Genomic DNA, 26,653 nt, shown 5'->3' on the forward strand with positions numbered 1-26,653 from the left:
AGCGGGGTGTACCGGTGGGTGAGGCTACGAAGTCGGAGCGGGTGAAGTCGGAGGGGGCAACGACGGGAGGGCGGGACGAGCCCGCGCTGCGCCAGCTTCTCGCCGGTCTGACGGCGGTGCGTGGCGGGGACTTCCGCGTGCGTCTGCCCTACGGCGAGGACCCGCTCATGAACGAGATCGCCGACGTGTTCAACGGCATGACCGACCAGCTTTCCGCGATCGCGTCCGAGGTGGCGGGAGCGGCCCGGGAGGTCGGCATAGAGGGCAGGCTCGGCCGTCACCTCCGGGTGCCGGACGCGCCCGGTGCCTGGCGGGAGCTCATCGAGTCGACCAACATGGCGGTGGGGAGCCTGGGCGGCCAGGTCCGTGACATCTCCCAGGTGGCCGCGGCGGTGGCCCGCGGCGATCTGTCACGGAAGATCACCGTGGAGGCGCACGGCGAGGTCCTGGAGCTGAAGAACACCATCAACACGATGGTCGACCAGTTGTCGTCGTTCGCCGGTGAGGTCACCCGGGTGGCCCGGGAGGTCGGCACCGAAGGGCGGCTGGGCGGGCAGGCGTTCCCCGGAGTGGGCGGAACGTGGCGGGATCTCACCGACTCGGTGAACTTCATGGCCGGCAACCTCACCGTCCAGGTCCGTTCCATCTCCCAGGTGGCCGCGGCGGTGGCCCGCGGCGATCTCTCCCAGAAGATCACTGTGGACGCCCGCGGGGAGGTCCTGGAGCTGAAGAACACCATCAACACGATGGTCGACCAGTTGTCGTCGTTCGCCGGTGAGGTCACCCGGGTGGCCCGGGAGGTTGGCACCGAGGGACGACTGGGCGGGCAGGCCGACGTCAAAGGTGTCTCGGGCACCTGGAAGGACCTCACCGAGTCCGTCAACGTCATGGCGGCCAACCTCACCGTCCAGGTCCGCTCCATCGCCGAGGTCACCACCTCGGTGGCCAAGGGCGACCTGACGCAGAAGATCCGGGTGGACGCGCGCGGGGAGGTCCTGGAGCTCAAGGAGACCATCAACACGATGGTCGACCGGTTGTCCTCGTTCGCCGACGAGGTCATCCGGGTGGCGGGCGAGGTGGGGACGCAGGGCAACCTCGGCGGGCAGGCCGTCGCGCGGGGCGTCTCCGGCACCTGGCGGGACCTCACCGACAACGTCAACTCGATGGCCAGCAACCTGACCAGCCAGGTCCGCAACATCGCCCAGGTCACCACCGCCGTGGCCCGGGGCGACCTGTCGAAGAAGATCGACGTCGATGCCCGCGGGGAGATCCTGGAGCTCAAGACCACCATCAACACGATGGTCGACCAGCTGTCGTCCTTTGCCGCGGAGGTCACCCGGGTCGCCCGCGAGGTCGGCACCGAGGGGATGCTCGGCGGGCAGGCCGAGGTCGAGGGCGTCTCGGGGACGTGGAAGCGGCTGACAGAGAACGTCAACGAACTCGCCGGCAACCTCACCCGTCAGGTGCGCGCGATCGCCGCGGTGACCAGCGCGGTCGCGGCCGGTGACCTCACCGGGTCCGTCTCGGTGGAGGCACGGGGGGAGGTCGCCGAACTCAAGGACAACATCAACGCGATGGTGCGGTCGCTGTACGAGACCACGCGCGCCAATCAGGAACAGGACTGGCTGAAGACCAACCTGGCCCGCATATCCGGCCTGATGCAGAAACACCGTGATCTCAACACCGTCACGGAACTGGTCATGGACGAGCTCACGCCGCTGGTCGGCACCCAGTACGGCACGTTCTTCCTGGCCGGATCCGGTGCGGGCACACCCGCGCCCGCGCTGCGCCTGATCGCCAGCTTCGGGTACCAGGCCCACCCCGACGTGCCGCGCGAGTTCGACCTGGGACAGTCCCTGGTCGGGCAGGTGGCCAGAACCAAGAAGTCGATTTTCATCGACCGGACACCGGTGCACTATGTGAAGATCTCATCCAGTCTCGGCCACGCCGAACCGGTCAATCTGATCGTGCTGCCCGTCCTCTTCGAGGATCATGTGCTCGGCGTCATCGAGCTTGCCTCCTTCACCCCGTTCACGCAGGTGCACCGGGATTTTCTGGACCGGCTGATGGAGATCATCGGCGTCAACATCAACATTATTGTCGCCAACTCGCGTACCGACGCGCTGCTGGCGGAGTCACAACGTCTCGCAGCCGAGCTGCGGGCGCGCTCCGAAGAACTCCAGAGCCGTCAGGACGAACTGCAGCGTTCCAACGCCGAGCTGGCGGAGAAGGCGGCTCTGCTGGCTCGCCAGAACCACGACATCGAGATCAAGAACTTCGAGATCGAGCAGACCCGGCAGGAAATCGAGGAACGGGCCCGGCAGCTCGCCCTGTCGTCCAGGTACAAGTCGGAGTTCCTCGCCAACATGTCCCATGAGCTGCGCACGCCGTTGAACAGCCTGCTCATCCTGGCGCGGCTGCTGGCGCAGAACCCGGCGAACAACCTCAGCCCGAAGGAGGTCGAGTACGCCAACGTCATCCACTCCGCCGGCTCCGATCTCCTGCAGCTCATCAACGACATCCTCGATCTGTCGAAGGTCGAGGCCGGAAAAATCGACATTCACCTGGAGCGTTTCGCTCTCAGCGCGCTTCTCGACGACGTCCAGGGCATCTTCTGTCCGATCATCGAGGAGAAGGGCCTGCGGTTCACCGTAGAGGTCGCCCCCGACGTGCCGGACGCGCTGGTCAGTGATCAGCAGCGTCTGTTGCAGGTGCTGCGTAACCTGCTGTCCAACGCGGTCAAGTTCACCCAGCTGGGCGGGGTGGAACTTCGGATACGGGTGGTCAGTGACCGTGTACTCGACGACGAACGGCGCCCGGCCGTCGCGTTCGCGGTGATCGACACGGGTATCGGTATCGCCGAGGAGAATCTGGACCGGCTTTTCGGAGCCTTTCAGCAGGGTGACGGCAGCACCAGCCGCAGGTTCGGGGGGACCGGCCTGGGACTGTCCATCGCGCGCGAGGTCGCGGCTCTGCTCGGTGGTGTGATCCGTGCCCAGAGCGAGTTCGGGCAGGGCAGCACCTTCACCCTCTACCTGCCGTTGTCCTCGCCCGGGGCGATCGGTGAACAGGCCCATGGCGCCACGCGGCCAGCCGTTTCCGGCCCGCCGACACCCGCGGCCCTGCCACTGCCGCCCGGCTCGTCCGGCTCCTCTGGCTCCTCTGGCTTGTCCGGCCCACAGGTGTCCGCGGCCGCGCCGGTATCCGCGCCCACACCCGGCGACAACGGCATCCCAGCACATGCCACCACGGACGACGTGCTCCGCGGCCGCAGGATTCTTGTGATCGACGACGACGTCCGGAACGTGTTCGCCATCACCAGCATCCTCGAGCTCTACGGCCTGACCGTGATTCACGCCCCCGACGGGCGCATGGGCATCGACATCCTGCTCGCCACCGACGGCATCGAGCTCGTTCTCGTGGACGTGATGATGCCGGAAATGGACGGTTACGCCACGATGACGGCAATCCGGGAAATGCCCCGCTTCGGCGCGCTGCCGATTATTGCCGTCACCGCGAAGGCCATGCCGGGCGACCGGCAGAAGTGCCTTGCCGCCGGCGCTGACGACTACGTGACCAAGCCGGTCGACACCGACAAGCTCCTCGCCTGCATCCGGCAGCGGCTCACCCGCCAGAAGCCGGACGACAGGAATACTCGGTAGTCGGTTTTCCGGCACGGGTGGCGGAGGCCCGCTGGGCCCAGATCCCTCCCGGGGTCGCCGCGTACCGTCACGCCTGGTCGTGTCCACGGATCGCCGGTCGGGACTCGTACAACGACTGCTGACCGGCGTCCGCGAACCGTATGGATCCGCCGGGCCAGCTGGGGCGTGCCATATTCGTGCCCGCCGGGACCTCCGCCCGAGGAGACAGAAAACAACAGCCCCGCCGGGTCGCCCTGTCCGGTCGAGGTGAACTCGCGGTCGACAGAAATGAACGCGCAGTTGACCGAGGTGAATTCATGGCGAACAGATGGGAGCCCGGTGGTGCGGAACGCGCCGGCCCTGACGCGGAACACATACGTTCGTTGAACGACATATCGGCCTGACCGTGCATTTGGGGATGGGGCGGACGTGGGCTGGCTGAGCACCGAGAACATCGTGGCCGTACTCACCGCGGTGCTCGGCATCGTGGCCTCCTTCGCCGTGGTCTGGTACGAACGCCGGGTACCTCACCGCAGACGCATCGGCTATCGCGTGCAGATGGACACTCCCATCGGCAGCGACAACCGTGGTGGGCAGAGTCAGGTGGACACGCGGCTCGGCCTGTTCAACGACCTCCCTGACATGTCGGATGGCACCCTTGTTCTCCTGCGCATCGAAAACGACGGCGCGGAGGGCATCACCGACACCGACTACACCAGCAACGGCCTCACCGTCGTCTTCACCGAGCGAACTGTCAGGGGTGTTGCCGTCACCCAGTCCGACGCCGAGCATCTGATGGACCACTTTGCTCCGCCGGGAGCCATGCGGCACAGCGGCAGCATGATCCATCTGCCCCGTGTCCCACTCAATCGTGGTCAACACTACAAGCTGCTCGTGCTGCTCACCGGCGGCCGGGTCGGCCTCGGTGTCCGAGTCACCGGCGGGATCCGGGATGGCAAGGTGGAGCCCAACCGCAGCACGACGGTCGACGACACCCCACCCCTGTTCAGCGGACCCGCCCGCTGGATCACCATTCTGCTCACCCTCTGCGTCACAGCACTGGCGGTCATCGTCGTCCGCCGAGATGTGCCGCCACCCATCGGCTGCGCTACCGGAAAGCTCACCATAATCGGTTCGACCGCTTTCGCTCCGGTCGTACGGGAAATTGCCGAAAAATACGAGTCTGAATGCCCGGAAACAAGAATAACGGTGAGTCCGCGCGGCAGCAACGAGGGTATCCAGGAGCTGGCGGAGGCCGCCACCGAGACCGCCGACGGGCCGCCTGCTGTGATCTCTGTCTATGACGGTTCCAAGCCGGCCGGTTATCCGCAGATGATGGGAGAGCGCATCGGGATTTCCGCGTTCGCGCTGGTGGTGAACGACAGCGTGTCGACCGTGGATCTCACGGTCGACCAGATACGGATGATCTATCGGGGTGACATCCTCAACTGGAGCCAGGTCGGGGGCCCCGACCTTCCGGTCCTGTTGGTGAGCCGGGACGCCAACTCGGGTACCCGTGACCTGTTCCGGCGGCGCATTCTCGACGGGCTCGGGGAGCCGGCACTGACCTCGCTGGACTGTGAGCACAGGAACTCCCCGCAGGACAGGGTCGTCCGTTGTGAACTCGACAGCACCGAGCGGGTGCTGCGAACCGTGGCGAAACTCCCTGGCGCCATCGGATACAGCGAACTGCAGGCCGCTGTCGCCGCCGGCGGCCTGCACGCTCTGCGTATCAACGGTCAGACGCCGTCGATCGAGGCCATCGGTGACGACAGCTATCCCTTCACGGAGATCGAGTACGCCTACACCTATGGCCAGCCGCCCACGGGTTCCCTCACCGCAAGTTTTCTGAACTATCTGACAAGGGGCGGTGGCCAGGACGTGATGAAGGCCCATGGGCACCTGCCGTGCTACAGCCCGGAGGGTTTCAGGCGCTGCCAACAGTGATCGTGGTGACTCCCACGGGTACTTGATCATGAGGTCGCCCGAGCGGTCCGGACCGGAACCCGCTTCGTACGGTGGTTTCCCCGCGCCGTCAGGCGGCTACCGTGGGGGCGCGAAGACGGTGGCCAGGGCAGCCAGGGCGTCGGGCACGGCCCGGTAGTACGCCCAGACGCCGCGTTTGTCCCGAGTGATCAGCCCGGCGTCCACCAGGACCTTCAGATGGTGGCTGACGGTGGGCTGGCTCAGGCCGAGGGGCTCGGTGAGCTCGCAGACGCAGGCCTCGCCGTTCTCACGGGCATAGATCATCGACAGGAGTCGCAGCCGGGCGGGCACGGCGATCGCTCTGAGGACCGTGACGAGTCGCTCCGCTTCCTCGGCGGGCAGCGGCGCCCTGGTCAGCGGGGTGCAGCAGACCACGGGGAGGCCGGCGAGGCCGGACGCGTCGGAATCCGCGCGCGTGCCGGGGCCCGTGGGGGCGGCGCGCGCGGGAAGCGGGGTGGGCAGGGGTGCGGTCGCCATGCGCTTCAGCATGCCTCACCTATTGACAGCCGTCTATGTGTGGGGGCATCGTCGCGTCTGACGGAAGACATTGATGGTCATCGATGCGACGAGAGTTTGTGATCATGATTCCCAGGGTGCAACTGGCGCTGAACGTCTCCGACGTGGACGCGGCGGTCGACTTCTACACGAAGCTGTTCGGGGCTGGCCCGGCGAAGCGCCGGCCGGGATACGCGAACTTCGCGATCGACGTGCCGCCACTGAAGCTGGTGCTGATCGAGAACCCACGGGCCCGGGGCGCCGGGGTGGCCGGCGCGCTCAACCATCTCGGCGTCGAGGTCACCACCTCCGAGGAGGTGACCGCGGCAACCACGCGGCTGGCCGGAGCCGGGCTGGACACGGCGACCGAGGAGAACAGCACCTGCTGCTACGCGGTGCAGGACAAGGTCTGGGTCGACGATCCGGACGGCGCCCCGTGGGAGATCTACACGGTGCTCGCAGACGTCCCTGACAGGACCGACGCCGCTACCGGGGTTGGGCCGGCACTGCGGACGGTGGAACCGGGCGGCGGCCCGGGTTCGGCGTGTGCGTGCGGGCCAGGCGGTGACTGCGCCCCGACGGCGGACACCGGTACGGCCGTTCCGCTCGCCACCGCAGGTCGTGCTGGTCACGCAGGCTGCTGATGGCACAGGTACGGCCGGGCCCACCGCCGCTGGCGCGCCGGCTGGTCGCCGAGGCGATCGGCAGCATGCTGCTGGCCGCCCTGGTGATCGGTTCGGGGATCGCCGCGACACAGCTCAGCCCGGGACAGACCGGGCTGCAGCTGGTGGAGAACGCCGCTGCGACCGCCGCCGGCCTGTTCGCGATCATCCTGATGGTCGGGCCGGTCTCCGGAGGGCATTTCAACCCGGTGGTCTCGGGGGTGGACGCCGCGTTCGGCGGGCTGCCGTGGCGGGACGCCGCGGCCTACGTCCCCGCCCAGGTCACCGGCTGCGTGGGCGGGGCGGTGCTGGCGAATCTGATGTTCGAAGAGCCGGCGGTGTCGATCTCGACGCGGCACCGGGCGTCCGGCGCGCATCTGCTCGCCGAAGTCGTCGCGACCGCCGGCCTCATCCTGCTGATCTTCGCGCTGACGCGCTCTGGTCGAGGCGACCGAGCCCCGGCGGCGGTCGGTGCCTACATCGGTGCGGCCTACTGGTTCACCAGTTCGACCAGCTTCGCGAACCCGGCGATCAGCGTCGGGCGGATGCTCTCCAACACCTTCGCCGGGATCGCCCCGACCTCCGTCCCGGCGTTCGTCGGCATGCAGGCCATCGGCGGCATGATCGGCTACGGGCTGGTGCGCCTGCTCTACCCGCCACCCCCGACCGCTCCCGACCACGCCACGCGGGTGCTGTCGCCCCGCAATCAGCCCACTACCGCGTCCAGGGACGTCGCGTCGGACGCCACGACGTCCGGTGGTCGGACGTCCAACAGTACGGCGCCGGGGCTGGCCCGTGGCATCTCGTTGTGAAGACGCGAAGAAAGGAACCGACGTATGTCCGGGAAGCCCTCGGTGCTGTTCGTCTGCGTCCACAATGCCGGGCGGTCCCAGATGGCCGCCGGCTGGCTGACCTGGCTGTCTGGCGGCGCCGTCGACGTGCGTTCGGCCGGGTCGCTGCCGGCCGAACGGGTCAATCCGGTCGCGGTGGCGGCCATGGCCGAGATGGGGATCGACCTTGGCGCCCAGACGCCCAAAGTCTTCACGTCGGAGGCGGTGGAAGCCTCCGACGTGGTGGTCACCATGGGTTGTGGGGACGTCTGCCCGGTCTTTCCCGGGAAGCGGTACGAGGACTGGAAGCTCGACGACCCCGCCGGCCAGGGCATCGACGCCGTCCGCCTGATCCGGGACGAGATCCGGGCTCGTGTCGAGAAACTTCTCCAGGATCTCCTGCCTCCCGTCTCCTGACGATCTCACCTTCGGGGCTGGCCCGCTGCCCACCGCCCAGCACCCCGGGGCGCGCCAGCGCCACCGGAAAGCCATCGAAACATGCGGCGAAGAAGATGCCCTGACGGTCCGTCCGGTGTCCAACCGGATGGGTCGTGTTTTGTTTCTTTCACTTCCGTGTAATGCGATCGACCAGCATGATTGTCCGGTGGCTGTCGATCGAGAATTACTACTCGACCGGGTCGGTGAGCTGGCGGAACGGGTGCGTGCGGTGCTGGAGGGCCCGGCGGTGGAGGACGCCGGTGAGTCGTCGGAGCTGGCGCAGGCGCTCGCGGCGGCCGGTGCCGAGATCCGTGCCGTGCTGTGCGCCCGTCCCACGCCCGACGCCCGGACGGCAGGTGAGCTGTGCCTGGGTCTGGTCGAGCTCAGACGGTTGCGGGGAGAGCTGCGCGAGTACGCGGTGTCGGTGCGGTTCGCGGCGGTGGCCCGGATCCATCGCGGGCTGGCCAAGCTGCGGGCCTGTGAGACCGTCGCCGAGCTGCTGCCCGCGGCGGCGGCCGAGCTCGGAGCGTGTTGCGACTTCGACCGGGCGGTGATCTCGCGGCGTCGGGGGTCGACGTGGCGTGCCGAAGCGGTATGGCTGGCACCGGGGCTGGATCCGAGCGTGTCGCGGGCGACGGAGGTGTATCTGCGTGGGACGTGGATTCCGCTGGGACCCGGCGTCCTGGAGACAGAGCTGATCCGCAGGCGCACCGCCGAGGTGATCGCGGCCGATGACCCGCGGACCAACAAGGAGCTGATGGCCGTGTCGGACAGCGTGGGATACGTGGCCTCGCCGGTGATGCCGGCCGGCCGGGTGATCGGTTTCCTGCAGGCCGACTGCTACGGGTCGCGTCGCGAGCTGACAACACTGGATCGTGACAATCTGTGGACGTTCGCCCAGGGCTTTGGCCTGCTGTTCGAGCGCACAGTTCTGCTGGAGAGGCTCGCCCAGCAGCGGGCCCAGGCCCGGGAGGCTTTCGAGCTGGCCGAACGGCAGTTGCGGCAGCTCGCCGAGGACGAGATCCTGCTCGCCCGCAGTGACCGGGAGCTCGGCGCCGTCGCCTCCCGCGCCGCCGACCTCTTCCGACCCGTGACCGCTGCCGACGACCCGGTGGCGAGCCTGCTGACCGCCCGCGAACGGCGGATCGTCGAACTCATGGTCACCGGCGCGCGCAACAGCGAGATCGCCGACCGGCTGGTGCTCAGCGAGGACACGGTCAAATCTCATGTCAGGAGCGTGTTGCGCAAGCTACGTTCGGCCAACCGCGCGGAAGCGGTGTCGCGATATCTCAAGATTGCAATGTCCCAGTCGTGAATTCGCTCATGAAGTCCAGTTGTGACGCCCCGGCCACGAGCAACGTGAGCGGGCGGGCCACGGACCTGTTCGAGCGTGCCGTACGGCTGCTGGGTGTCGAGCCGGAGCGTGGCCGCGCGGACGCGGTGGACGCGGCGGACGCGCTGAGCGCGGCCTGTGCCGAACGTCTTCTGTCGGGTGCGCCCGACGCCGAGTCGACCGCGGCGCTGGCCCGGCTGGTCTGCGATCTACAGGACCTGGCCGTCGAGCAGGCCGAAACGCGGATGGCATCGCGAGCACGACGCATCGCCCGCTGCGAACGAGGGCTCAGCCTGCTGCGCACGGTGATCAGCTCGAAGGCGCTGGAGGACCGCGTATGTGAGGAGATCGCGGCGAACTGCGGCTTTGCGCGGGTGCTGCTCTCGCGCGTCGAGGACGGCGTCTGGCGGCCGTGGAAGGTCAACAAAATGATACGGGACGAGCCGTGGTTCGCCGCGTGGGTCCAGCGCGAGATCCTGTTGGACGATCTCGTCCTGGAAGCGGAGCTGCTGAGCGAACGCCGGCCAGGCCTGGTGACGAACACCGCGGACCCGCGGGTGCATCCGATCATCCGGGCGGGCGAGGCGACGTCATATGTGGTGGCACCGATCACTCCCGCGGGGCGTGTCGTCGGTTTCCTGCACGCCGACCACGGCAGCGGCGGGCATACCTGCGACGAGACCGATCGTGACGTGTTGTGGGCTTTCAGCGAGGGATTCGGTCATCTCTACGAGCGCTCGGTGCTCGTGGAGCGTCTGCGTCTCCAGCGTGACCGGGTACGTCAGACGCTGGCCGTCGTCGGCGCCGCGCTGGAGGAGCTCACCGAGGCCGAGATCGAACTCGTCACGGCTCCCGACGACGACACTCCCGTCGCCCGGACGGCGTCATCGGTGTTCCGCAGCGAAGGCGGCCTCGACGAGCTGACGGCCCGTGAACGCGAGGTGCTCGCGCTCATCGCGGGCGGCGCCAGCAACCAGGAGATCGCCGAACAGCTCGTCATCACCGTCGGCACGGTCAAGACCCACGTCAAGCACATCCTCGCAAAGCTCGGCGCCGTCAACCGCTCCCAGGCGATCGCGGCCTACCACGGCGTCGTCCAGGACTGAGCGTCCCTGGCGCACCCCGCGTCTACCACCGCCGGGTAGGAATACCACCAACAGGGAAGATGACCCGCCGAGGGTGACGGGCGAACATGAAGTACCGGATCCGGAGCAGACGGCGCCACGACAATTCGTGATGTCGCGTGGCCGGCCTGCCCACGCTGCCACTTCTCGACATGGGAAAGATCTGGAAAACCGTTGTCCGTCAGTCGCCACAGCCTTTCTTCCGTCGCGGCACGAATGGGGAAGCCATGCCGACAGCACCTGTTGACCATCAACTTGACCTGACCACTCAGGACGTTCTCACGTACGGCAGCTGGGGTCTCACACTGGTCCTCCTCGGTTACGCGGTACACCTGGGACGGAAGGAAAGAACACCCTTCTACGCCCTGATCGTCCTCGCCGCCATGGTGGCGGCCTTCGCCGAACCGCTCTACGACGAAGGCCTGGAGTGATCCCGCTTCCGTGGACAGCGAACCTGAGGTTCGCTGTCCATAGGGAAGGAGCGTCATGGGGTCAGCTCGCCGGAAGTTCACCCAGGAGTACAAATCCGAGGCAGTAAGGTTGGTGCTCGACTCGGGCCGGTCGGTGACCGAGGTCGCGAAGAGTCTGGGTATCCACGAGACCACGTTGGGAAACTGGGTGAAGAAGGCGAAGGAGAACGGCGAGACCGAGGAGCGGCCGCTGTCGGTGTCGGAGCGCGCGGAACTTGAGGAGCTCCGGAAGAAGTACGCGCAGGCGCAGATGGACATCGCCTTCCTAAAAAAAGCGGCGAGCTTCTTCGCGAGCGAGCAGAAGTAAAGTTCGAGTTCATCTCGATACACGCTCCGAAGAAGCCTGTGTCCGCCGACGGCGCGAACACCTTTCCCGTCGACTACATGTGCAAGAAACTCGACGTGTCCCGACAGGGCTACTATGCGTGGAAGAAACGCGGCCCGTCTCGGAGGGAGAAGGACGACGCCACCTTGTCGACCATGATCAGAGCTGTTTTCGACCGTCACGAGGGGCGGTACGGCGTGCGGCGGATCTTCCACGAGATCCGCCGCCAGGGCGTCGCCGTCGCCTACAAGCGGGTCCAGCGGCTGATGGCGACGATGGGCCTGGTCAGCGTGCATCCGCGTCCCCGCCGGCCGGTGACGACGGTGCAGGCCGCGGACTCCTCATCGCTGCCTGATCTTGTCGGCCAAGACTTCGCCGCGTCCGCACCGAACCAGTTGTGGTACGGCGACATAACATATATTCGCACCTGGGATGGCTGGGTGTACATGGCCTCCGTCATCGACGCGTTCTCTCGGAAGATCGTCGGCTGGGCGGTCGCCGATCACATGCGCACCGAACTCGTTCTCGACGCGCTTCGTATGGCCGTCACCCGCCGGCGGCCACCCGGCGGCGTCATATTCCACGCCGACCGAGGCGGTCAGTACACCAGCCGTGAGTTCGTCGCCTTCTGTCGCGACAACAACGTCCGAAACTCCGTCGGCCGTACCGGGATCTGTTTCGACAACGCCGCGGCGGAGTCCTTCTGGGCCACCCTCAAGAAGGAGTTCGTCCACCTCCACCCGTTCGATACCATAGACCGCGTCCGGGCGGGGATCTTCGAATATGTCGAGATCTACTACAACCGGCAGCGGTTGCACTCCTCGATCGGCTATCTCACGCCTGTCGAGTTCGAGGAAGAATTTGACGGACAAACACTTCGTGCTGCATAGTTAGGACTGTCCACGAAAGTGGGAACCCTCCAGACTGATGCTCTACTTCTATTCGACCGAAGGAATGTACACGCATTTCACCGCCTTCGGCATCCCGCAGCCGATCTGGACCCACAGCGGTTACGCCGTGCTCTACGCGGCACCCGCGCTCACGATCGCCCGAAGGATCCGGCTCGGCACGCTGACGCGAAACGGGCTGTTCGCCTGGGCGGGCGTTGAACTGCTGATGTCCTGCACGTTCGAGATGATCGGTATCAACGGTGGCGCCTACACGTACTGGGGGCCGCACGAGCTGCGTGTCTTCGACTACCCGCTGGTCATCGGTGTGCTCGAGGCCGCGCAGGTGATGCTCTTCGCCGTCCTTGCGGCGCTGCTGCGTGAGCGGGCGCGGAACCCCGTCGGTCTGCTGGGCCTGTTCGTCGTGTTTCCCTGCACATTCTTCATGGCGAATTTCGGTGCCGGCGCGCCGGTCATCATAGCCCTGCACCTTGAGGACACCTCGCGCCTGCTCGTTGTGCTGGCGTCGCTGCTGAGTATCGCGTTCGCGGCGGCTGCGGTCCGGGGCGCCAGCCTGTTCCTGCCGCCCGCCGCCGGACACCGTGAAACGGCCCCCGTCGACGGCCCAGGAGGATTCTTCCGGACGAGAACAGCCGCCGGCATCCCGCGGGCGGACAGGGCTTCGGCGTAGTCGCGTGACGTCTGTTCCATGGTCATGTGAGTCCGAGGATGGCGAGCGGTCGGCTGGCGTCGCGGGCGTTGTGCCGGAGGCCGGCGGCGATGCTGCTCTTCCCGGCGAGGCGAAGGGCGCCGATGGCGAGGTTGCGCCAGGTCGCCATGGCCCGGGGTGCGGAGCCGGTTCGCAGCTGGGAGGCGTCCTCGGCGAACGTCACGTCTCGGACGTGGTGCAGGGCTTCGATCTTCCAGTGGCTGCGGATCAGCCGGGCGAGCTCGGCGGGTGTGGCCTGTTCCGCAGTGAGGCTGGTGACCGCGTAGACGGTCTTGATGCTGACCTTGCCGGTCTTGCGGTCCACTCGGCGGCGCTTGAGCTGGACGGCCTGGCGGGCGCCGGGAAAGAGCAGGCTGTTCACCGTGCACACCTTGATGCGGCGGATCTCGCCGCGGCCGTGGCCGGTGTCGCGGGTGCGGCCCTGCAGCGGGCCGGTGGTGCCAGGCGTTTTCACGCCCGCCCTGGGGCATGTCATCCGCCCGCGGCGTCCTCGGCCTCCCAGCGCAGCAGGTCGCCCGGCTGGCACCTGAGCACCTCGCAGAGCGCGGCGAGCGTCGCGAAGCGCACCGCCTTGGCGCGGCCGTTCTTGAGTACCGCCAGGTTGGCGGGCGTGATCCCTACGCGGTCCGCGAGCTCGCCCACGGACATCTTCCGCCTGGCCAGCATCACGTCGATGTCGACGGCGATCGGCATCAGATCACCTCGTCCAACTCGGCCTGCATCCGTGCCGCTTCGACGTCGCGCGCGACGGCCTGGGCGAGCAGCATCCGCAGTACGAGCACGATGAGCGCGACCCCCAGGATGGCCACGCCAACCCCGCCCATGATGACGGTGACGCCCGGGTCGTCCCGCTGGCCCGGCGCATTGAGGACCGTGACCGCGAACCACACGAGGGCAGCCGCCACGATCGCGCCGATCACGACGTCCACGTACCGGAAGGCGGCGTGGGAGAACACGGTTCCGCGTCGCACCATCGTCACCAGCCGCCATACGCAGACCAGGGCGACCTGGACCGACATCATGCCCAGGATCGTGATCAGGCGCAGCGGGGTCAGCGGGAGCGACTCGTCCTCCGGGTCGGTGGCCACCGCCCACACCATCAATGCCTGTATGAACGCGGTGCCGGCGAGCACCACCACGAGCACGGCGCGCAGCGCACGCACTGTCAGCTTTCCCATGGCTCGCCCTTCCATCGATTTGCGATGGGAATCTATCGAAATTCGATAGGTGAAACAAGGGCTGGGACGGAGGGTGGGCGGCAGTTTCGCACCGTGGCGGGACGCCGCCGCCTCCCATGGCATGGCGTTCGCGCGAACCGTCTCGATCTTGTCGAAGTCGGCCTCGTTTGAGCACAAATCGGACGCCACCCGACTACGCCGAAGCCCTGGCGGGCGGACTGGTCGCAACGCCGACCGCGGCGAAGTAGGAAAGCAGGAACGAAGCAGAAGGAACGAAACAGGAAACAGGCGGGACCTCTCCGCCGTACACGACCTGTTCGCCCCGGGTCCTGTTCGCCCCGGTCGGCCCGAAGCGGCACCGGGGCGAACAGGCGTGGGCGTTGCCCTCGTCCTGGGTGTCGACCAGTGTTCGGAGGCTACCGGGACGGAGCGGTGTGGGCGTCACGCGGCGCTGGTCCGGGCTGTTCGTCCTCGGCGAGCACAAGGCCGAGCAGGCCCGGGAAACGGGCGTCGAACTCGGCGCGGCGAAGCCGGTTGAGTCGGCGCGGCCCCTGGTCGACCTGTTCGAGCAGCCCCGCGGCCCGCAGCACGGCGAAGTGGTGGCTGGCGGTCGCCTTCGACACCGGCAGATCGAATGTGCCGCAGGCTCGGGTGAACTCCGGCTCGCCCGCCAACGTCCGCAGGATCAGCCTGCGGACCGGGTCCGCGAGCGCCTCCAGGGCGTCCTGCAGGGGCACGTCCTTCGGATCGGTGTGACGTAGAGTGCGGGCGCGTCGAGCCTGACCGGCCATCGTCTCCTCGGGTTCGTCTTCTCGAACTCCCTATATGTTCGACAGGTATCGTACACTCACGTTTATTCGACCACCATCGAACACGCGAGGGAGATCGTCATGGCGATACAGCTGGGCCGGGTGGGCATCTGGTCCCCGTCGTACATCTGGGAGGCCGACGACGCCCACGAGGCCGCGGCGGAGATCGACGCCGCAGGCTACGGAGCCCTGTGGCTCGGCGCCGCCGCACCCGACCTGAAGCTGCCCGAGAAACTGCTCGCCGCCACGGACCGGCTGGTAGTGGCCACCGGGATCGTCAACGTGTGGGCGGTCGACGCGACGGAGCTGGCCGCGAGCTTCCACCGGCTGGCAACGGCCCACCCGAACCGCTTCCTGCTCGGGCTGGGCGTCAGCCACGCGCCGATCGTGGAGCGGCTGGGACGCTCCTACACCCGCCCGTTGGACTATCTCGCCGACTACCTCGACGCGCTCGACAACGCCGCCGAGCCAGTGCCCGTCGACCAGCGGGTGCTCGCGGCGCTGCGTCCGAAGGCGCTCACCCTGGCGGGGCAGCGGTCGGCCGGCGCCCACCCCTACCTGATCACGCCCGAGCACACCCGGATCGCCCGCGAGACGCTCGGCCCCGGCCCGCTGCTCGCCCCGGAGCAGAAAGTCGTCCTGGCGACCGACCCGTCCACCGCCAGAGCTCTTGCCCGTGCCAGCGTCGGTTACTACCTCCGGCTGCCGAACTATGTGCGCAGCCTGCTGGCCCTCGGCTTCACCGAGGACGACGTCGCGGGCGGCGGCAGCGACCGGCTCATCGACACCCTCGTCGCCTGGGGCACCCCCGACCAGATCGCGAAGCGCATCGCCGAACATCACGACGCCGGCGCGGATCACGTGGCCATACAGGTCCTCTCACCGGACATCGACCTGGCCACCCGCAGCGGCCGCCCGCCCAGGCAGGCATGGCAGACCCTCGCCGCCGCCATCCTGTGAGGAAACGCGGCAGCTGAGAAAACGCGGCGCCGGCCGGGGAACACAACTGGATTGGGGATGTGCACGGCGCGCCTGGCTGGTCGTGACCTGCCGTGATGGCCGCTACAAGTTCCACCATCTCGACACGTTACCGTTGGATCAGATCACGCGACGACGGCCACGGCACGCGCAAACAGGAAGCGAAAAGCAATGAAGATCAATTTGGCCAGCATCCTGGTCGATGATCAGGACAAGGCCCTGCGTTTCTACACAGAGGTGCTCGGCTTCGTGAAGAAGACCGAGATCCCGCTGGGCGAGCACCGCTGGCTCACTGTTGTCTCCCCGGACGCCCCGGACGGCGTCGAGTTGGCGCTGGAGCCGGACGGGCATCCCGCCGTCCGCCCGTTCAAGGAGGCACTTGTCGCCGACGGTATTCCGTACACGTCGTTCGCTGTCGACGACGTCCACAAGGAGGCCGAGCGTCTGCGTGCCCTCGGTGTCCGTTTCACGCAGGAGCCGACGGAAATGGGTCCGGTCACCATCGCCGTCCTCGACGACACCTGCGGCAACCTCATCCAGATCGCTCACCGCCGCTGAGCGCTCCGGCCCTCCCGGCCCGCCTGGCTTCTTCTCACCGCCGACCGGATCTCGGCGGGGCCAGGCACGGAATCCGCAGGCCGCGGTACACACAGCCCGGCTGAGCGGGCGTTCTTCAACCGCCCATCGGCATGAGCGGCGGATGCCCACGGTCCCCGTGCCGTGCTTCGGCCGGCTCGCCCACCCTGTCGGCCCATGCTGCCGGCCCCGCGCTGTCGGCCAGTGGCGTTCATCGGACGTCTCGAGATGCTCTACGCGCTGCGGGATGCGGTCGCGTAGTCACCCAACGGACTGTTTTCGCCGTGGCGTTGTCCGGCAGTGGAACGATTGTAAGTGTGCGGCCGAGCAGACGGACGATGCTGCTGGCGGCGCCGGCCACGGTGGCCGGCGCTGTCGGTGGCGCGCTGCTGGCCAGGAGCTCCGGTGACACCGTGCCCCGTCCGTCCGCGGCATCCCCGGCCGGCGGGCGGGCCGGGGATGCGGGGGGCGTTTCGGCTCCGGCCGTCGGCACCGCGACTCCGACTGTCGACGCCGCGGCGCCGGTCCCGGGCGGCCCGCCGGCCGTGAGCCGGACGACGTTCCCGAGCGCGGCGCGGGGCCGGACCGTTTCCGTGACGGTGGTTTCGCCGGCCGGGGCTGCCGTCGACGGCCTGCCGGTGTGCCTCGTCCTGCACGGCCGTGGCGACGACGCGCGGCATGCTGTGACCCTGCTGGGCCTGGACACCGCGCTGGCGGACACGGTCCGCGCGGGAGTACCGCCGTTCACGGTCGTCGCCGTCGATGGCGGCGAGACCTACTGGCATCCGCGTGCGTCCGGAGACGACCCGGAACGCATGATCCTCGGGGAGGTCCTGCCGCGGCTGGCGGACCAGGGCCTGCGCACCAGCCGACTGGCGGTGATCGGCTGGTCGATGGGCGGCTACGGTGCCCTGCTGTTCGCCCGACGCCATCCGGATCTTGTCGTCGCCGTGGCGGCGAGCAGCCCGGCGCTGTGGCGAGCCTACGGTGCCAGCGCTCCGGGAGCGTTCGACTCCGCCGCCGACTTCACCGCTCACCGGATTCTGGGGGAGCCGCCGGCGCCAGGCGTGGCCTACCGGATCGACTGCGGGCAGCGTGACCCGTTCTACGCGGTCTCCCGCCAGGTCGCCGACGATCTGGCGGCTGTGGCACGCGGCTTCGGCCCAGGTGGGCATGATCCCGCCTACTGGCGCGCGGTCACCCCCGCCCAGCTCGCCTTCGTCGGCCGCGCGCTTGAGTGAGCCGCGTGCCCGCCGCCGTCGAGAGACTTCATCCGGATGTCGTGCTGATGGACATCCGGATGCCCGTGATCGACGGAATCGCCGTGACCGAGGCGCTGCGGCGACGCTGGGACTCACCGCCGGTGCTGGTGCTCACCACGTTCGAGGACGAGGAGGTCCTGGCTGCGGCGCTACGAACGGGCGCGTCCGGATTCCTCCTCAAGGGCGTCCCGGTTGACGACCTGCAACGCGCCGTGCGGGCCGTCCTGACCTGTCTCAACCCGATGTGCGCTCGGAGGGAGACGGCCGTCTGGGGCACCATCCCTGGTTTGTGGTCACCACTGGCTTCTGTTGGGAGGGACGGATACGGCAGGCTGGGCACGTAACAAATCACGTCGCGTCGCCCGACTTGTCAGCACTCACCTCACCGATCCGCGCTGACGAGATCGCGACGTATCTCCGCGAGCGGGACCAGCCGGACCCCCCGGTCGACGAGCGGGACGGCTTCTGGTGGAAGGCACCCGCGTTCTCCATCATCACCCGGCATCAGGGCGCTGCTCGTCGAGCACAGCACCGCCTGGGACGTCGAAATCGCCGACCGCCGGATCTTCTTCTACCGGCGAGAAAAAATCAACATTACGGATCTGGAGACGTGGCGACAGGTGTTCCGGCTCGTCCGTGTCGTCGCCGCGGAGATCGTGCGTCAGGGCTCGCGCTACCGGGACGAGCGCTCCGACGAGGCTGCGGTACCCGGGCCTGAGGCGCAACGCTCCTCCGCTCCCATCACCCGCGCCGCGGCCGGCGCGAAAGCACGCCCTCCGCGCGTCGCCGAAAGGGGCCGTCGGCTGCGCCAAGGCTGGCCGCCTGCCGTGAGAAACGGCGCGATCGTGCTCGTCATGATCCGCCGTCGGCCGGGCTGGGGATGCTTGACGCGCGCTCGGCAGCGCGCCCGAACATCCCAACCACAATGGCCCAGGTCGTTGCCAGTTCCCGCAGCACCACGCCTTCACCCTGGCCTTCCCGCTCGGGACGGACAGAGGCCCTGTCGGGTGACCGTCGACGTGCTGGTCAGGCCCTCCAGCAGGACAACGTCGTTGACCCAGGGCAGGGGAATAACCTACAGTAGATCCAAATTCTGCGACAAGGACGACATAGGGGAGGTCGCCGAATAGTCCTTTTGGTGCGCTCTGTTCCTTCGTGGCGACCATCGGATCGCCAGCAATATCACGCGCATCGCCATCCGGTGACATGACCCATGAATCTACGACAAGTTCGATTCGTCATGTTGTCACACTCGTGCGAAATAAAGCGCGGCGTCGTCTCGCATTGACAATTAAAAAAGGAGCATTCCTTGCATCGGAAAGTACAAAAGGAGTATCACTTACGATCAAGGATGGGCTGCATCATCGCGGTCGTCACAGTGATCGTTGCCACGACCATCGTCATCGGCAGCGGCCCGGCGGCCGCGGCCACGTATCCGGTGAACTGGGACGCGTTATCAGCCTACGCGTCCGGTCAACTGAACGCCTCCCCACCCCCGGGTGCGAACGACTGGTCGTGCAAGCCGAGCGCGGCACGTCTCGAACCTGTCATTCTCGTGCACGGCATCACCGAAAACCAGAACGTCAACTGGCAGGCGCTCGCGCCGATACTCGCCAACAACGGGTACTGCGTCTACACCGTGACCTACGGAACGCTCTGGTACACCGCCAACGCCGGTGGCATCGACTACACCGAGAACTCGGCGGGCGAACTGAACGACTTCGTCAACCAGGTGGTGTCCGGCACCAGAGCCAGTCGGGTAAAACTGGTCGGATACTCCGAAGGCGGATTTATCTCCCGGCTCTACATGAAGAATTATGGCACAACACACGTGTCGACCTTCGTCGGGATCTCACCGGTATCCATGGCCCCGCCCACCATCAGCGGACTGCTGACCATTCTCAACATGGCGCCCGGTTGGCAGACGATCGAAATTCTGGGCTGCCCGGCCTGTTACGAATTGTCCACCTGGCCCGCGTTCAATGCGCTGAACTCGCCGCAGGCCACGTTCCCGAGCGTCACCTACACCAACATCATCACCACTCACGACGAGGTGGCCACACCACCGGAAGCGGTGAGCTATCTGCCGGCGGGCCCCAACGCCACCAACCAGGCCGTGCAGACCTTCTGCCCCAACGACCTCGTCGGGCATGTCGGGATGCCTTACGACGTGACCACTGTCCAGTTGGTACTCAACGCCCTCGACCCCCAGCACCGCCAACCCGTTCCGTGCGGGTCCGGGCTCCCGCTGTAACGCTGGGCGATGAATGAGTGATGCCGAGCCAACACTTGGTTGGCCTGGCGTCACCCGCCGTGGACCGGACGGCGGGAATCATTCCGGTGGCACGGCCGCAGGCCCAACCCCCACAACACAACCGGTTGACAGGCACCACTCCTTCAGAGGGTGTCTCACGTGGGGGCGCTGACCGAGGCGGAAGCGAGCCGGGTGCTGGCGGTGGCGCTGGTTGATCGGCTTGTCGCGTTGTGGATGGTCATGTTGGCGCTGGGTCTGCGCAAGGGGGAGGCGCTCGGGCTGCGCTGGGATGTCGTCGATCTGGACGCGGGCCGGAAGCGGTGGGAGTTGGTCGAGGACGACCAGTTGAAGACCAAGAGGTCGAAGGCGACCCTTGCGCTGCCGGAGATGGTCGTTGTCGTGCTCCGCGAGCACAAGGCGCGGCAGGGCGCGGCGAAAGAGGCGGCGAAGGTCTGACACGATGACGGACTCGTGTTCACCACGGCCACCGGCCGTGGGATCCAGCCGCGGAACGTCAACCGCTGGTGGGACAAGGTCTGTGCGGATGCGGGTGTCCGCCGGACTCGTGTTCATGATCTTAGGCACACATCGGCCACGCTCCTTTTCCGTGCCGGGATGGACCTCAACGAGATCCGGGCGTTGCTCCGCCACACGCGTATTGCCACCACGGCGGACATTTACATCGATGTCCTCGAAGACGTCCGGCGCGGGACGGCGGTGAGCATGGACACCATTCTTGATCGGCTGGCCCTGCCCACTCGGCCGGATGCTACGGAACGTGACGATGAGGAGGGCGGGGCCGTGGTGTCCGAGAACTGATCGTTTCCAATTGCAGTACGAACTGCAGTACTAGAGATCAGAAAAGCCCAGAGCCCCGCGCCGTGTGATCGGCTGCGGGGCTCTGACCTGCCTCAACCAGCGTGCGCTCGGCGGCGCGCTCCGAACATCCCCAACCGCCGTGGCCCCGGTCGTTGCGGGTGTCGTCGACATTTTGGCTGCCGGCGGCGGAGCAGCTGGTGTTACGACGGCTTGGCTGGACCGAGCTGCGTCAGATCACAGCCAGGTAGGGAGTGTCGCTGACGGCCTACCTGGTGTGGCCTACCTGGTGTTTCTGTGGATGTTGAAAATGGGTTGGACCGGATGCGGCAGGGGGGCGCGAGCCGACACGACGGCGATTGCTGGCAGGGGCTGCTCCCAGCTCGCGTCGAGGGCTCCCAGCTCTGTCCCCGCAGGTAGCCGGAGGCGTGTCAACATCGCCGGCATGGTCTGTTTCCGTCGAGCGTGAACACGGCGACGGCGTGTGCCCCAGTCACGGCGAGAACCTATCCCAGCGCCGGGTTGCGGCCAGCCGGCCCGTCGCCGGCGGTCGCGGCTGTTGCAATAGCCGTGTTTGCCGTAGTCGCCGTGGCTGTGGCGCCGGCGAGTGTCCGGTGAACGCCTCGGCCGCCATCGTTGGAAGATCGAAAGGATGATCGGATGGCTCGATGGCTATCGCCGGCTGACCGGCGAGTACGCGCTCGGCCCCGAGGCGGGTGAGCGGCTGCAGCAGGCCACGCTGGCTATCCGCGCCCGCGCGCCGCTCGATGTCGTCCAGCCGTTCCCCAGCTTCTCAGAGATCTATGTCAGCGCACTGAAGGCGCTGTGTAGCGAGATCATGGCGGACCGCTACCCGGTCCGGCTCAACCTCATCGCCCCCGGCTTCGTCGACACGCCGTTGTCCGCGTCGAGCTCGGCCCGGAGGCGATGACGGCGGCCGAGGTTGATGACCTGCCGCACCTGCCGGGCCACGCACGCCACGATCTGCTCCGCAATAACTTGACCTGGATCAGTGATCGAGGATTTGGGCTTGCCGGATCTGGCATGTCCGGCGGACCTGCTTCCGGACCTGCCAGATCGGCTTCGCCGATCTGGCAGGAATCCCGGATCCGACAGGGACCCCGGACGCGCAAGAAGCGTGATCGCGCCGCCTTTGGCCCTGCTGTATGACCGTTACCGTTCCCCGGTGCCGCTCAAGGCTTCACGGAAGCCCCGAGGTCTGCGCCTCCCCGAGACACACCGGTTTCCGCACCCGCTCCTCCCGGGGAGGAGACAGCGGCTCCCGAGCCCACTCCTGCCGGGGACACACCGGCTCCCGCATCCGCTCCTCCCTGCGGTACGGAAACGCCGAGGTTCGCTCCTTCCTGCGACACGGAAGCGCCCACGGAGCCGCCGGCGACCCCGACCTGGCCATCGACGCCGTTGACACCCCCGCCCACGGTTGCGGTGGCTGAGACACCGCCGACCGTCTGGCCTGCGACTTCCGCGGCTGATGCGGGGACCTTGAGTATCTCGCCGCAATAGGCTGCGACCTTGCCCTTGCCACCCGCCGCGGCGATCAACGGGGAGAAGGTCGGCTCGTCGAGGGCCTTGCCCGACCTGTCCGGGTGCTCCGCCGCGGCGGCCGTGTAGGTGTGGCACAGCGCGGGCAGCGCCGCCGGGGCAATGGCGCCCGCGTCCGGAACATGAGCCGACGGATCGGCCGCCTGAGCGGAGGCGGAGGTTGTGATGCCGGCGGCGGCTTCGTGCTCACCGGGCGAGGACAGAGCACCAGTGCTGGCGGCGACAGCGACACCACCAACAGTTGTAGCAGCGACCGCCGCAACTGCGATCTTCACCGTGAGGAGCTTCGCGAGGGCAATTTTGATCATCGGTTCTCTCCGGAGCTGGTTGACAGGAACAAGACGCGCCTCCCGGAAGGCGGCAACAGCCGCTTCCTCCCCGGCGAGCTCGTCGGCACGGGCCGGAGCGGCCACGGCGGCGAGCAGGCCGGCGAGGGGGCCCGAACCTGCCGTCGGATCGACCGGGACGCCGCGAAGCATCCGCTCTGCGTCTTCCCGGTCGATCCGACGGGGTCGGTAGGTGCTCATCTCACGTCCTTCAGCGTCCAAGCTCTCACTGGTGTCACACCCAACTGGCAGTCACTGTCTTCAGCACATCGTGTCATCTTGACCATCTTCACCCGCCGGGTTTCCGTCCGCTCCGAGCTGTTCGGCCAGACGGCGCAACCCGCGATATGCCGCGGTGCGGACAGCGCCCGCACGCTTGCCCAGCACGCGTCCGGCGGTCTGAGCATCCAACCCGATGACCACCCGCAGGAGCACGGCTTCGGCCTGATCGCGTGGCAGGCCGGCGATCAGCCGTATCGCCGTATCGGTCGACAGCGTTTCCAGCGCCCGTCCGGCGGTGTCGTCGGGAGAGGGCAGATCGGTCATCTGCTCGACCGGCACGTCGTGCTGGGGACGGCGTCGCTGGCGGCGTATGTGGTCCAGAGCACGGTGGCGGGCGATCGTCGCCGCCCAGCCGCGGAACCCGTTGGAATCTCCGCGAAACGACGGCAGATCCCGGGCGATCTGCAACCACGCCTCGGACGCCACGTCCTCGGCGTCGTCACCGACAAGCACCCGCAGGTAGCGCAGTAACCCCGGCTGTACCGCCCGGTAGATCACCTTGAAGGCATCCTCGTCACCACGCTGCGCCTTGGCCACGTCGAGGGAGATGTCCGCCAGGCCCACCCGTGGCGCCTGCGCCTGTACCTCGTAACCGTCGTGCGGTGCCGCCGCCGTATCGGCGCACGATCGTCGCCGCGGGATGCCGACACCGACGGTGCTGGCATCCCCACCGCTCATCTCCGTGCTGCGATCCACCGGCCAGATGATGCGGTATGTCCGGCAACCTGCCGACGCAGGGGCTCTGATCTTACAATCTGTTAAAAGCATGCTACTGAGATGATATAGATGAGTTTTGCTTATGAATGTCTATAGCTAGTCCTGTGCTATGATTTGGAACTTTTCGCGAGCGGTGGATCTCGGTCCATGCCTCGGTGGTGTCGGCTGGACTGATCGTTTCCAATTGCAGTACCAGAGATCATAAAAGCCCAGAGCCCCGCGCCGTGTGATCGGCTGCGGGGCTCTGACCTGCCTCAACCAGCGTGCGCTCGGCGGGACTCGAATCCCCAACCTCTTGATCCGTAGCTAGATCTGGATCATCCGTGAACGTTCACCGAAGTCCGCCGCGTCCACTGACCTGCGCTCGGCCGTCCGCCCGCGTCCGCGGGTGTGCGTCGTCGTCCGCGGGCTTGGCTGTCAGATTTGCTGTCATCTTCACCCACCGGCCCCGAACGCGGTCCACCGGTTGCGATGCGCTGGCCATGCGGAACGTGGTCCAGATCAGCGGCTCCTCTGGGTCCTGGCGATCGCGACGGACGGTCGCGTGGGGACGCCTGTCACAGGACGGAGTTGTTGATGATCGTGGCCAGTGCGATGCCAGCCGCGCCTCGTGCGACGGGCTCGGCCTGGGCGTTGGCGATGACGGCGCCGTCGATGCTGGAGATGTAGCGGACTCCGGTGTAGCGGACGGTATGGTAGCGTCCGCTCTCGCGCGATAGCTCGGTGATGTTGCCTGTTCCGTAGGTGTCGACGAGTTGCTTGTACGCGGCGGCATCGTTGACGTTGGGCATCTGTACCCAGGACACAGCGACCAGGATGACGTCGCCCTGCTTGTCGCTGATCTGGAACTGGGCGCGATGGAGAGCGGTGCACGGGCGATGACGGAAGAAGTCCCTGACTTCGCCGTAGGCGTGCTCGGCGCAAGTGGCGCCGTCGCTCTGGAAGTGTCCGTTGACGCGGAGGTTGCGTCGCGCTAGTGTCCTGAGTCGTTGATTCGCTGGCAGTAGGCGGCGAGGGTCTCGAGGATCTCGTCGGCGGTCTTGGCCCAGACGAACGGCTTCGGGTCCTTGTTCCAGGCGTTGATCCATCGGCGGATGTCGGCTTCGAGTTCGACGACCGAGCGGTGCGTCGATCGGCGCAGCTTGCGGGTGGTCAGCTCCGCGAACCAGCGCTCGACCAGGTTCATCCACGACGCCGAGGTCGGGGTGAAGTGCAGGTGGAAGCGGGGGTGGCGCAGCAGCCAGTTCTTCACCGCCGGGGTCTTGTGGGTGGCGTAGTTGTCCAGGACCAGGTGCAGGTCGTAGCCCTTCGGGACCGAGGAGTCGATCAGCTTGAGGAAGCGCAGGAACTCCTGGTGACGGTGCCGCCGGAAGGTCTGCGCGATCACCGACCCGGACGTCGGGTCGAGCGCGGCGAACAGGCTGGTCGTGCCATGGCGGACGTAGTCGTGGGTCATCCGCTGCGGGGTACCCGGCATCAGGGGCAGCACCGGTGCCGTGCGATCCAAAGCTTGCACCTGCGACTTTTCGTCGACGCAGAGCACGATCGCCTTCTCCGGCGGGTCGAGGTAGACCCCGACCACGTCACGGACCTTGTCCACGAACAGCGGGTCGGTGGACAGCTTCCACGTCTCGACCAGATGCGGCTTCAACCCGAACGCCCGCCACATCCGTGACACCGTCGACTGCGACAGCCCACTGGCCCTCGCCATCGACCGCGATGTCCAATGGGTATCGCCGTTCGGTGGCTTCTCCTCCAACGTCCTCGCGATCACCGCCTCGACCTGGGCGTCGGTGACCTTCCGAGGCGCTCCCGGACGTGCCTCGTCTGACAGGCCCTCCAGCCGGTCGACCGCGAACCGCTCCCGCCATTTCGCGACCGTTCCCCGGGTGATCCCGAGCTCGGCCGCGACCCCCGAGTTCGTCCCACCGTCCGCGCAGGCCAGCACGATCCGCGAGCGCAACGCCAGCGCCTGCGCGGTCTTCCGCCGTCGGGCCCAGCCCTCCAGCACCGCACGCTCAGCAGACGACAACTCGATGGGATCCGCGCTCGGGCCAGGCACCAGCCCATTCTATCTGCACACGAATCAACGACTCAGGACACTAGGCGGACTTCGGCAGACTTGAAGTCCTCCGTGCTGATTTCGAGGCTGGACCGCTCGCTGGATGTTGATGCGTTGCCGGAGGTGGTTGAGGGCCGCGTCACGGTGACGCTGCTCTCCACGGACGCGCCGCCGAGGCCGATGCCGACCGCGACGGTCGCCGTGATGACGACGCCTGCTTGCTTCTTCTTTTTGCCCGGGCCTGGTTCGCTACCGCCCTCCCGCCCGCCGATCCGCCTGCACGCCATCCGCTTATTCCTCGACCTTCTTGATTTCTGCGTGCTTCCGGTGGGACACTGTGTCCGGCTCGCGATTAGCCGACAAGAGCGAGGATGGCGATGTCGGCTGCGGCGCTCGCAGTGCACAGTCCTATGAGATAGATGCTGAGCGCATTTCGGAACGTCACACGGACCGGCGCGGACAACGTGGGCGGGGCGCTCGGGGTGTGGCTTTGGCCGCGGACTAGCCTCAGCACAGCCTGTGGAGGCGAGGCTGGCTGACGCGGTCGGAGTGCGGTCCACAGGTCGCGCCGTTTGTCATCTCGATGATGGCCACACCCGGTGATCTTTCCGGTAACTTCTTTCTTGCAGGTCTCCGTGCTCTGTGTTCGGAATGCTTCACAGATGGTTGGCCAGGCGAAGAGTCGTGCGGTGAGGTAGACGATGATGTAGATAGGTAGTGCGAGCAATACCCCGAGGTAGGCCAGCAGGGCGGCGAGAACGGCTCCGAAGAGGGCGGCGGCGCGGAGAGTTTGCCGTGTTTCCTTCCGGGTCGGTTTGCGGCTCATGCCGACGCATCTTTCGATGAGATCAGAGAGTAGCGCCGCGTCACATGGCAGATTTGGGATGTTGCCACTCGCGGGCGCCTTTC

General features: G+C 67.1%; 29 protein-coding genes and 1 pseudogene. 19 read left to right on the forward strand and 11 right to left on the reverse strand.

Translation table 11 applies throughout. The features are described from left to right. Positions 1 to 14: 14 nt before the first annotated feature. Together FSYMDG_RS02615 and FSYMDG_RS02620 are read left to right on the forward strand one after the other, a co-directional pair. Positions 15 to 3,662 (forward strand): HAMP domain-containing protein, encoded by a 3,648-nt coding sequence (locus tag FSYMDG_RS02615; protein ID WP_013872057.1) that lies wholly within the window; start codon positions 15 to 17, stop codon positions 3,660 to 3,662. Positions 3,663 to 4,070: 408 nt separating this feature from the next. Continuing rightward, positions 4,071 to 5,588, forward strand: a complete 1,518-nt coding sequence (locus FSYMDG_RS02620; RefSeq protein ID WP_013872058.1) for a PstS family phosphate ABC transporter substrate-binding protein — start codon at positions 4,071 to 4,073, stop codon at positions 5,586 to 5,588. A gap of 96 nt (positions 5,589 to 5,684) precedes the next feature. Here FSYMDG_RS02620 and FSYMDG_RS02625 read toward each other — a convergent pair whose 3' ends face one another. Beyond that, positions 5,685 to 6,104 carry an ArsR/SmtB family transcription factor gene (locus FSYMDG_RS02625; protein WP_131796150.1) on the reverse strand — a complete coding sequence of 140 codons (420 nt, stop codon included), beginning with the start codon at positions 6,102 to 6,104 and terminating at the stop codon, positions 5,685 to 5,687. A gap of 107 nt (positions 6,105 to 6,211) precedes the next feature. Between FSYMDG_RS02625 and FSYMDG_RS02630 the strand changes: the two genes are divergently transcribed. The 9 genes from FSYMDG_RS02630 (at position 6,212) to FSYMDG_RS02670 (ending at position 12,882) form a co-directional block, all read left to right on the forward strand. Beyond that, positions 6,212 to 6,766, forward strand: a complete 555-nt coding sequence (locus FSYMDG_RS02630) for an ArsI/CadI family heavy metal resistance metalloenzyme (RefSeq protein WP_043604572.1) — start codon at positions 6,212 to 6,214, stop codon at positions 6,764 to 6,766. After that, positions 6,766 to 7,596, forward strand: coding sequence for an aquaporin (locus FSYMDG_RS02635; RefSeq protein WP_013872061.1), 831 nt, complete (start codon positions 6,766 to 6,768; stop codon positions 7,594 to 7,596). Before FSYMDG_RS02630 ends, FSYMDG_RS02635 begins: the two co-directional genes overlap by 1 nt. Before the next feature lie 24 nt (positions 7,597 to 7,620). After that, entirely contained in the window at positions 7,621 to 8,031 is a 411-nt protein-coding gene (locus FSYMDG_RS02640) for an arsenate reductase ArsC (RefSeq protein ID WP_013872062.1), read from the forward strand. A 187-nt stretch (positions 8,032 to 8,218) separates the two neighbouring features. Then, complete coding sequence (locus tag FSYMDG_RS02645) at positions 8,219 to 9,367, forward strand: helix-turn-helix transcriptional regulator (RefSeq protein WP_050803301.1); 1,149 nt, start codon at positions 8,219 to 8,221, stop codon at positions 9,365 to 9,367. After that, a complete protein-coding gene (locus tag FSYMDG_RS29380) occupies positions 9,364 to 10,491 on the forward strand; it encodes a helix-turn-helix transcriptional regulator (RefSeq protein WP_013872064.1) in 1,128 nt (375 codons plus the stop codon). Before FSYMDG_RS02645 ends, FSYMDG_RS29380 begins: the two co-directional genes overlap by 4 nt. Positions 10,492 to 10,736: 245 nt before the next feature. Further along, positions 10,737 to 10,940, forward strand: a complete 204-nt coding sequence (locus FSYMDG_RS02655) for a hypothetical protein (protein WP_131792571.1) — start codon at positions 10,737 to 10,739, stop codon at positions 10,938 to 10,940. Between the two features lie 55 nt (positions 10,941 to 10,995). After that, complete coding sequence (locus FSYMDG_RS27845; RefSeq protein WP_043602641.1) at positions 10,996 to 11,286, forward strand: transposase; 291 nt, start codon at positions 10,996 to 10,998, stop codon at positions 11,284 to 11,286. A 17-nt stretch (positions 11,287 to 11,303) separates the two neighbouring features. Continuing rightward, positions 11,304 to 12,194 carry an IS3 family transposase gene (locus FSYMDG_RS02665; RefSeq protein WP_237703101.1) on the forward strand — a complete coding sequence of 297 codons (891 nt, stop codon included), beginning with the start codon at positions 11,304 to 11,306 and terminating at the stop codon, positions 12,192 to 12,194. Between the two features lie 37 nt (positions 12,195 to 12,231). Beyond that, a complete protein-coding gene (locus FSYMDG_RS02670) occupies positions 12,232 to 12,882 on the forward strand; it encodes a hypothetical protein (protein ID WP_131772073.1) in 651 nt (216 codons plus the stop codon). Positions 12,883 to 12,904: 22 nt separating this feature from the next. Here FSYMDG_RS02670 and FSYMDG_RS02675 read toward each other — a convergent pair whose 3' ends face one another. The 4 genes from FSYMDG_RS02675 to FSYMDG_RS02690 form a co-directional block, all read right to left on the reverse strand. Continuing rightward, positions 12,905 to 13,396, reverse strand: coding sequence for an ISAs1 family transposase (locus FSYMDG_RS02675; RefSeq protein WP_202797666.1), 492 nt, complete (start codon positions 13,394 to 13,396; stop codon positions 12,905 to 12,907). Continuing rightward, positions 13,393 to 13,614 carry a helix-turn-helix domain-containing protein gene (locus FSYMDG_RS02680; RefSeq protein ID WP_013872065.1) on the reverse strand — a complete coding sequence of 74 codons (222 nt, stop codon included), beginning with the start codon at positions 13,612 to 13,614 and terminating at the stop codon, positions 13,393 to 13,395. Before FSYMDG_RS02680 ends, FSYMDG_RS02675 begins: the two co-directional genes overlap by 4 nt. Beyond that, on the reverse strand, positions 13,614 to 14,099 hold the full coding sequence (locus FSYMDG_RS02685) for a DUF2975 domain-containing protein (protein ID WP_043602825.1): 486 nt from the start codon (positions 14,097 to 14,099) through the stop codon (positions 13,614 to 13,616). Before FSYMDG_RS02685 ends, FSYMDG_RS02680 begins: the two co-directional genes overlap by 1 nt. A 416-nt stretch (positions 14,100 to 14,515) precedes the next feature. Next, positions 14,516 to 14,890: an ArsR/SmtB family transcription factor gene (locus FSYMDG_RS02690; RefSeq protein WP_013872067.1), complete on the reverse strand. Its 375-nt coding sequence runs from the start codon at positions 14,888 to 14,890 to the stop codon at positions 14,516 to 14,518. A gap of 99 nt (positions 14,891 to 14,989) precedes the next feature. Between FSYMDG_RS02690 and FSYMDG_RS02695 the strand changes: the two genes are divergently transcribed. From FSYMDG_RS02695 to FSYMDG_RS02710, 4 genes are all read left to right on the forward strand, one after another. Continuing rightward, positions 14,990 to 15,868: an LLM class F420-dependent oxidoreductase gene (locus tag FSYMDG_RS02695; protein ID WP_013872068.1), complete on the forward strand. Its 879-nt coding sequence runs from the start codon at positions 14,990 to 14,992 to the stop codon at positions 15,866 to 15,868. Between the two features lie 189 nt (positions 15,869 to 16,057). Next, on the forward strand, positions 16,058 to 16,444 hold the full coding sequence (locus FSYMDG_RS02700) for a VOC family protein (RefSeq protein WP_013872069.1): 387 nt from the start codon (positions 16,058 to 16,060) through the stop codon (positions 16,442 to 16,444). 356 nt (positions 16,445 to 16,800) lie between these two features. Then, positions 16,801 to 17,703, forward strand: a complete 903-nt coding sequence (locus FSYMDG_RS02705) for an alpha/beta hydrolase (RefSeq protein WP_013872070.1) — start codon at positions 16,801 to 16,803, stop codon at positions 17,701 to 17,703. 5 nt (positions 17,704 to 17,708) lie between these two features. Beyond that, positions 17,709 to 18,068: a response regulator gene (locus FSYMDG_RS02710; protein ID WP_241250234.1), complete on the forward strand. Its 360-nt coding sequence runs from the start codon at positions 17,709 to 17,711 to the stop codon at positions 18,066 to 18,068. 150 nt (positions 18,069 to 18,218) lie between these two features. Here the strand turns inward: FSYMDG_RS02710 and FSYMDG_RS25695 are convergent, their stop codons facing one another. Continuing rightward, positions 18,219 to 18,449, reverse strand: a complete 231-nt coding sequence (locus FSYMDG_RS25695) for a hypothetical protein (RefSeq protein ID WP_131772075.1) — start codon at positions 18,447 to 18,449, stop codon at positions 18,219 to 18,221. Positions 18,450 to 19,075: 626 nt separating this feature from the next. Here FSYMDG_RS25695 and FSYMDG_RS02715 point away from each other — a divergent pair. The 4 genes and pseudogenes from FSYMDG_RS02715 to FSYMDG_RS27340 form a co-directional block, all read left to right on the forward strand. Beyond that, positions 19,076 to 19,978, forward strand: coding sequence for an esterase/lipase family protein (locus tag FSYMDG_RS02715; RefSeq protein WP_043602828.1), 903 nt, complete (start codon positions 19,076 to 19,078; stop codon positions 19,976 to 19,978). A 159-nt stretch (positions 19,979 to 20,137) separates the two neighbouring features. Further along, positions 20,138 to 20,434, forward strand: coding sequence for a tyrosine-type recombinase/integrase (locus FSYMDG_RS29500; RefSeq protein WP_050803305.1), 297 nt, complete (start codon positions 20,138 to 20,140; stop codon positions 20,432 to 20,434). A 15-nt stretch (positions 20,435 to 20,449) separates the two neighbouring features. Beyond that, positions 20,450 to 20,797: a tyrosine-type recombinase/integrase gene (locus FSYMDG_RS29505; protein ID WP_050803306.1), complete on the forward strand. Its 348-nt coding sequence runs from the start codon at positions 20,450 to 20,452 to the stop codon at positions 20,795 to 20,797. A 676-nt stretch (positions 20,798 to 21,473) separates the two neighbouring features. After that, positions 21,474 to 21,725 (forward strand): annotated as a pseudogene (locus FSYMDG_RS27340) (hypothetical protein); the annotation flags it as partial. Positions 21,726 to 21,987: 262 nt separating this feature from the next. Here the strand turns inward: FSYMDG_RS27340 and FSYMDG_RS02730 are convergent. From FSYMDG_RS02730 to FSYMDG_RS02750, 5 genes are all read right to left on the reverse strand, one after another. Continuing rightward, positions 21,988 to 22,884 (reverse strand): hypothetical protein, encoded by an 897-nt coding sequence (locus FSYMDG_RS02730; protein WP_013872074.1) that lies wholly within the window; start codon positions 22,882 to 22,884, stop codon positions 21,988 to 21,990. A 60-nt stretch (positions 22,885 to 22,944) separates the two neighbouring features. Further along, positions 22,945 to 23,529, reverse strand: a complete 585-nt coding sequence (locus tag FSYMDG_RS02735) for an RNA polymerase sigma factor (RefSeq protein WP_013872075.1) — start codon at positions 23,527 to 23,529, stop codon at positions 22,945 to 22,947. A gap of 710 nt (positions 23,530 to 24,239) precedes the next feature. Continuing rightward, positions 24,240 to 24,473, reverse strand: coding sequence for a hypothetical protein (locus FSYMDG_RS22600; RefSeq protein WP_131772076.1), 234 nt, complete (start codon positions 24,471 to 24,473; stop codon positions 24,240 to 24,242). A 182-nt stretch (positions 24,474 to 24,655) separates the two neighbouring features. Continuing rightward, positions 24,656 to 25,744, reverse strand: a complete 1,089-nt coding sequence (locus FSYMDG_RS02745) for an IS630 family transposase (RefSeq protein WP_013871712.1) — start codon at positions 25,742 to 25,744, stop codon at positions 24,656 to 24,658. A 32-nt stretch (positions 25,745 to 25,776) separates the two neighbouring features. After that, positions 25,777 to 26,031, reverse strand: a complete 255-nt coding sequence (locus FSYMDG_RS02750; RefSeq protein ID WP_043602835.1) for a hypothetical protein — start codon at positions 26,029 to 26,031, stop codon at positions 25,777 to 25,779. Between the last annotated feature and the right edge of the window lie 622 nt (positions 26,032 to 26,653).

The organism is Candidatus Protofrankia datiscae, assembly GCF_000177615.2.
Classification (GTDB): domain Bacteria; phylum Actinomycetota; class Actinomycetes; order Frankiales; family Frankiaceae; genus Protofrankia; species Protofrankia coriariae.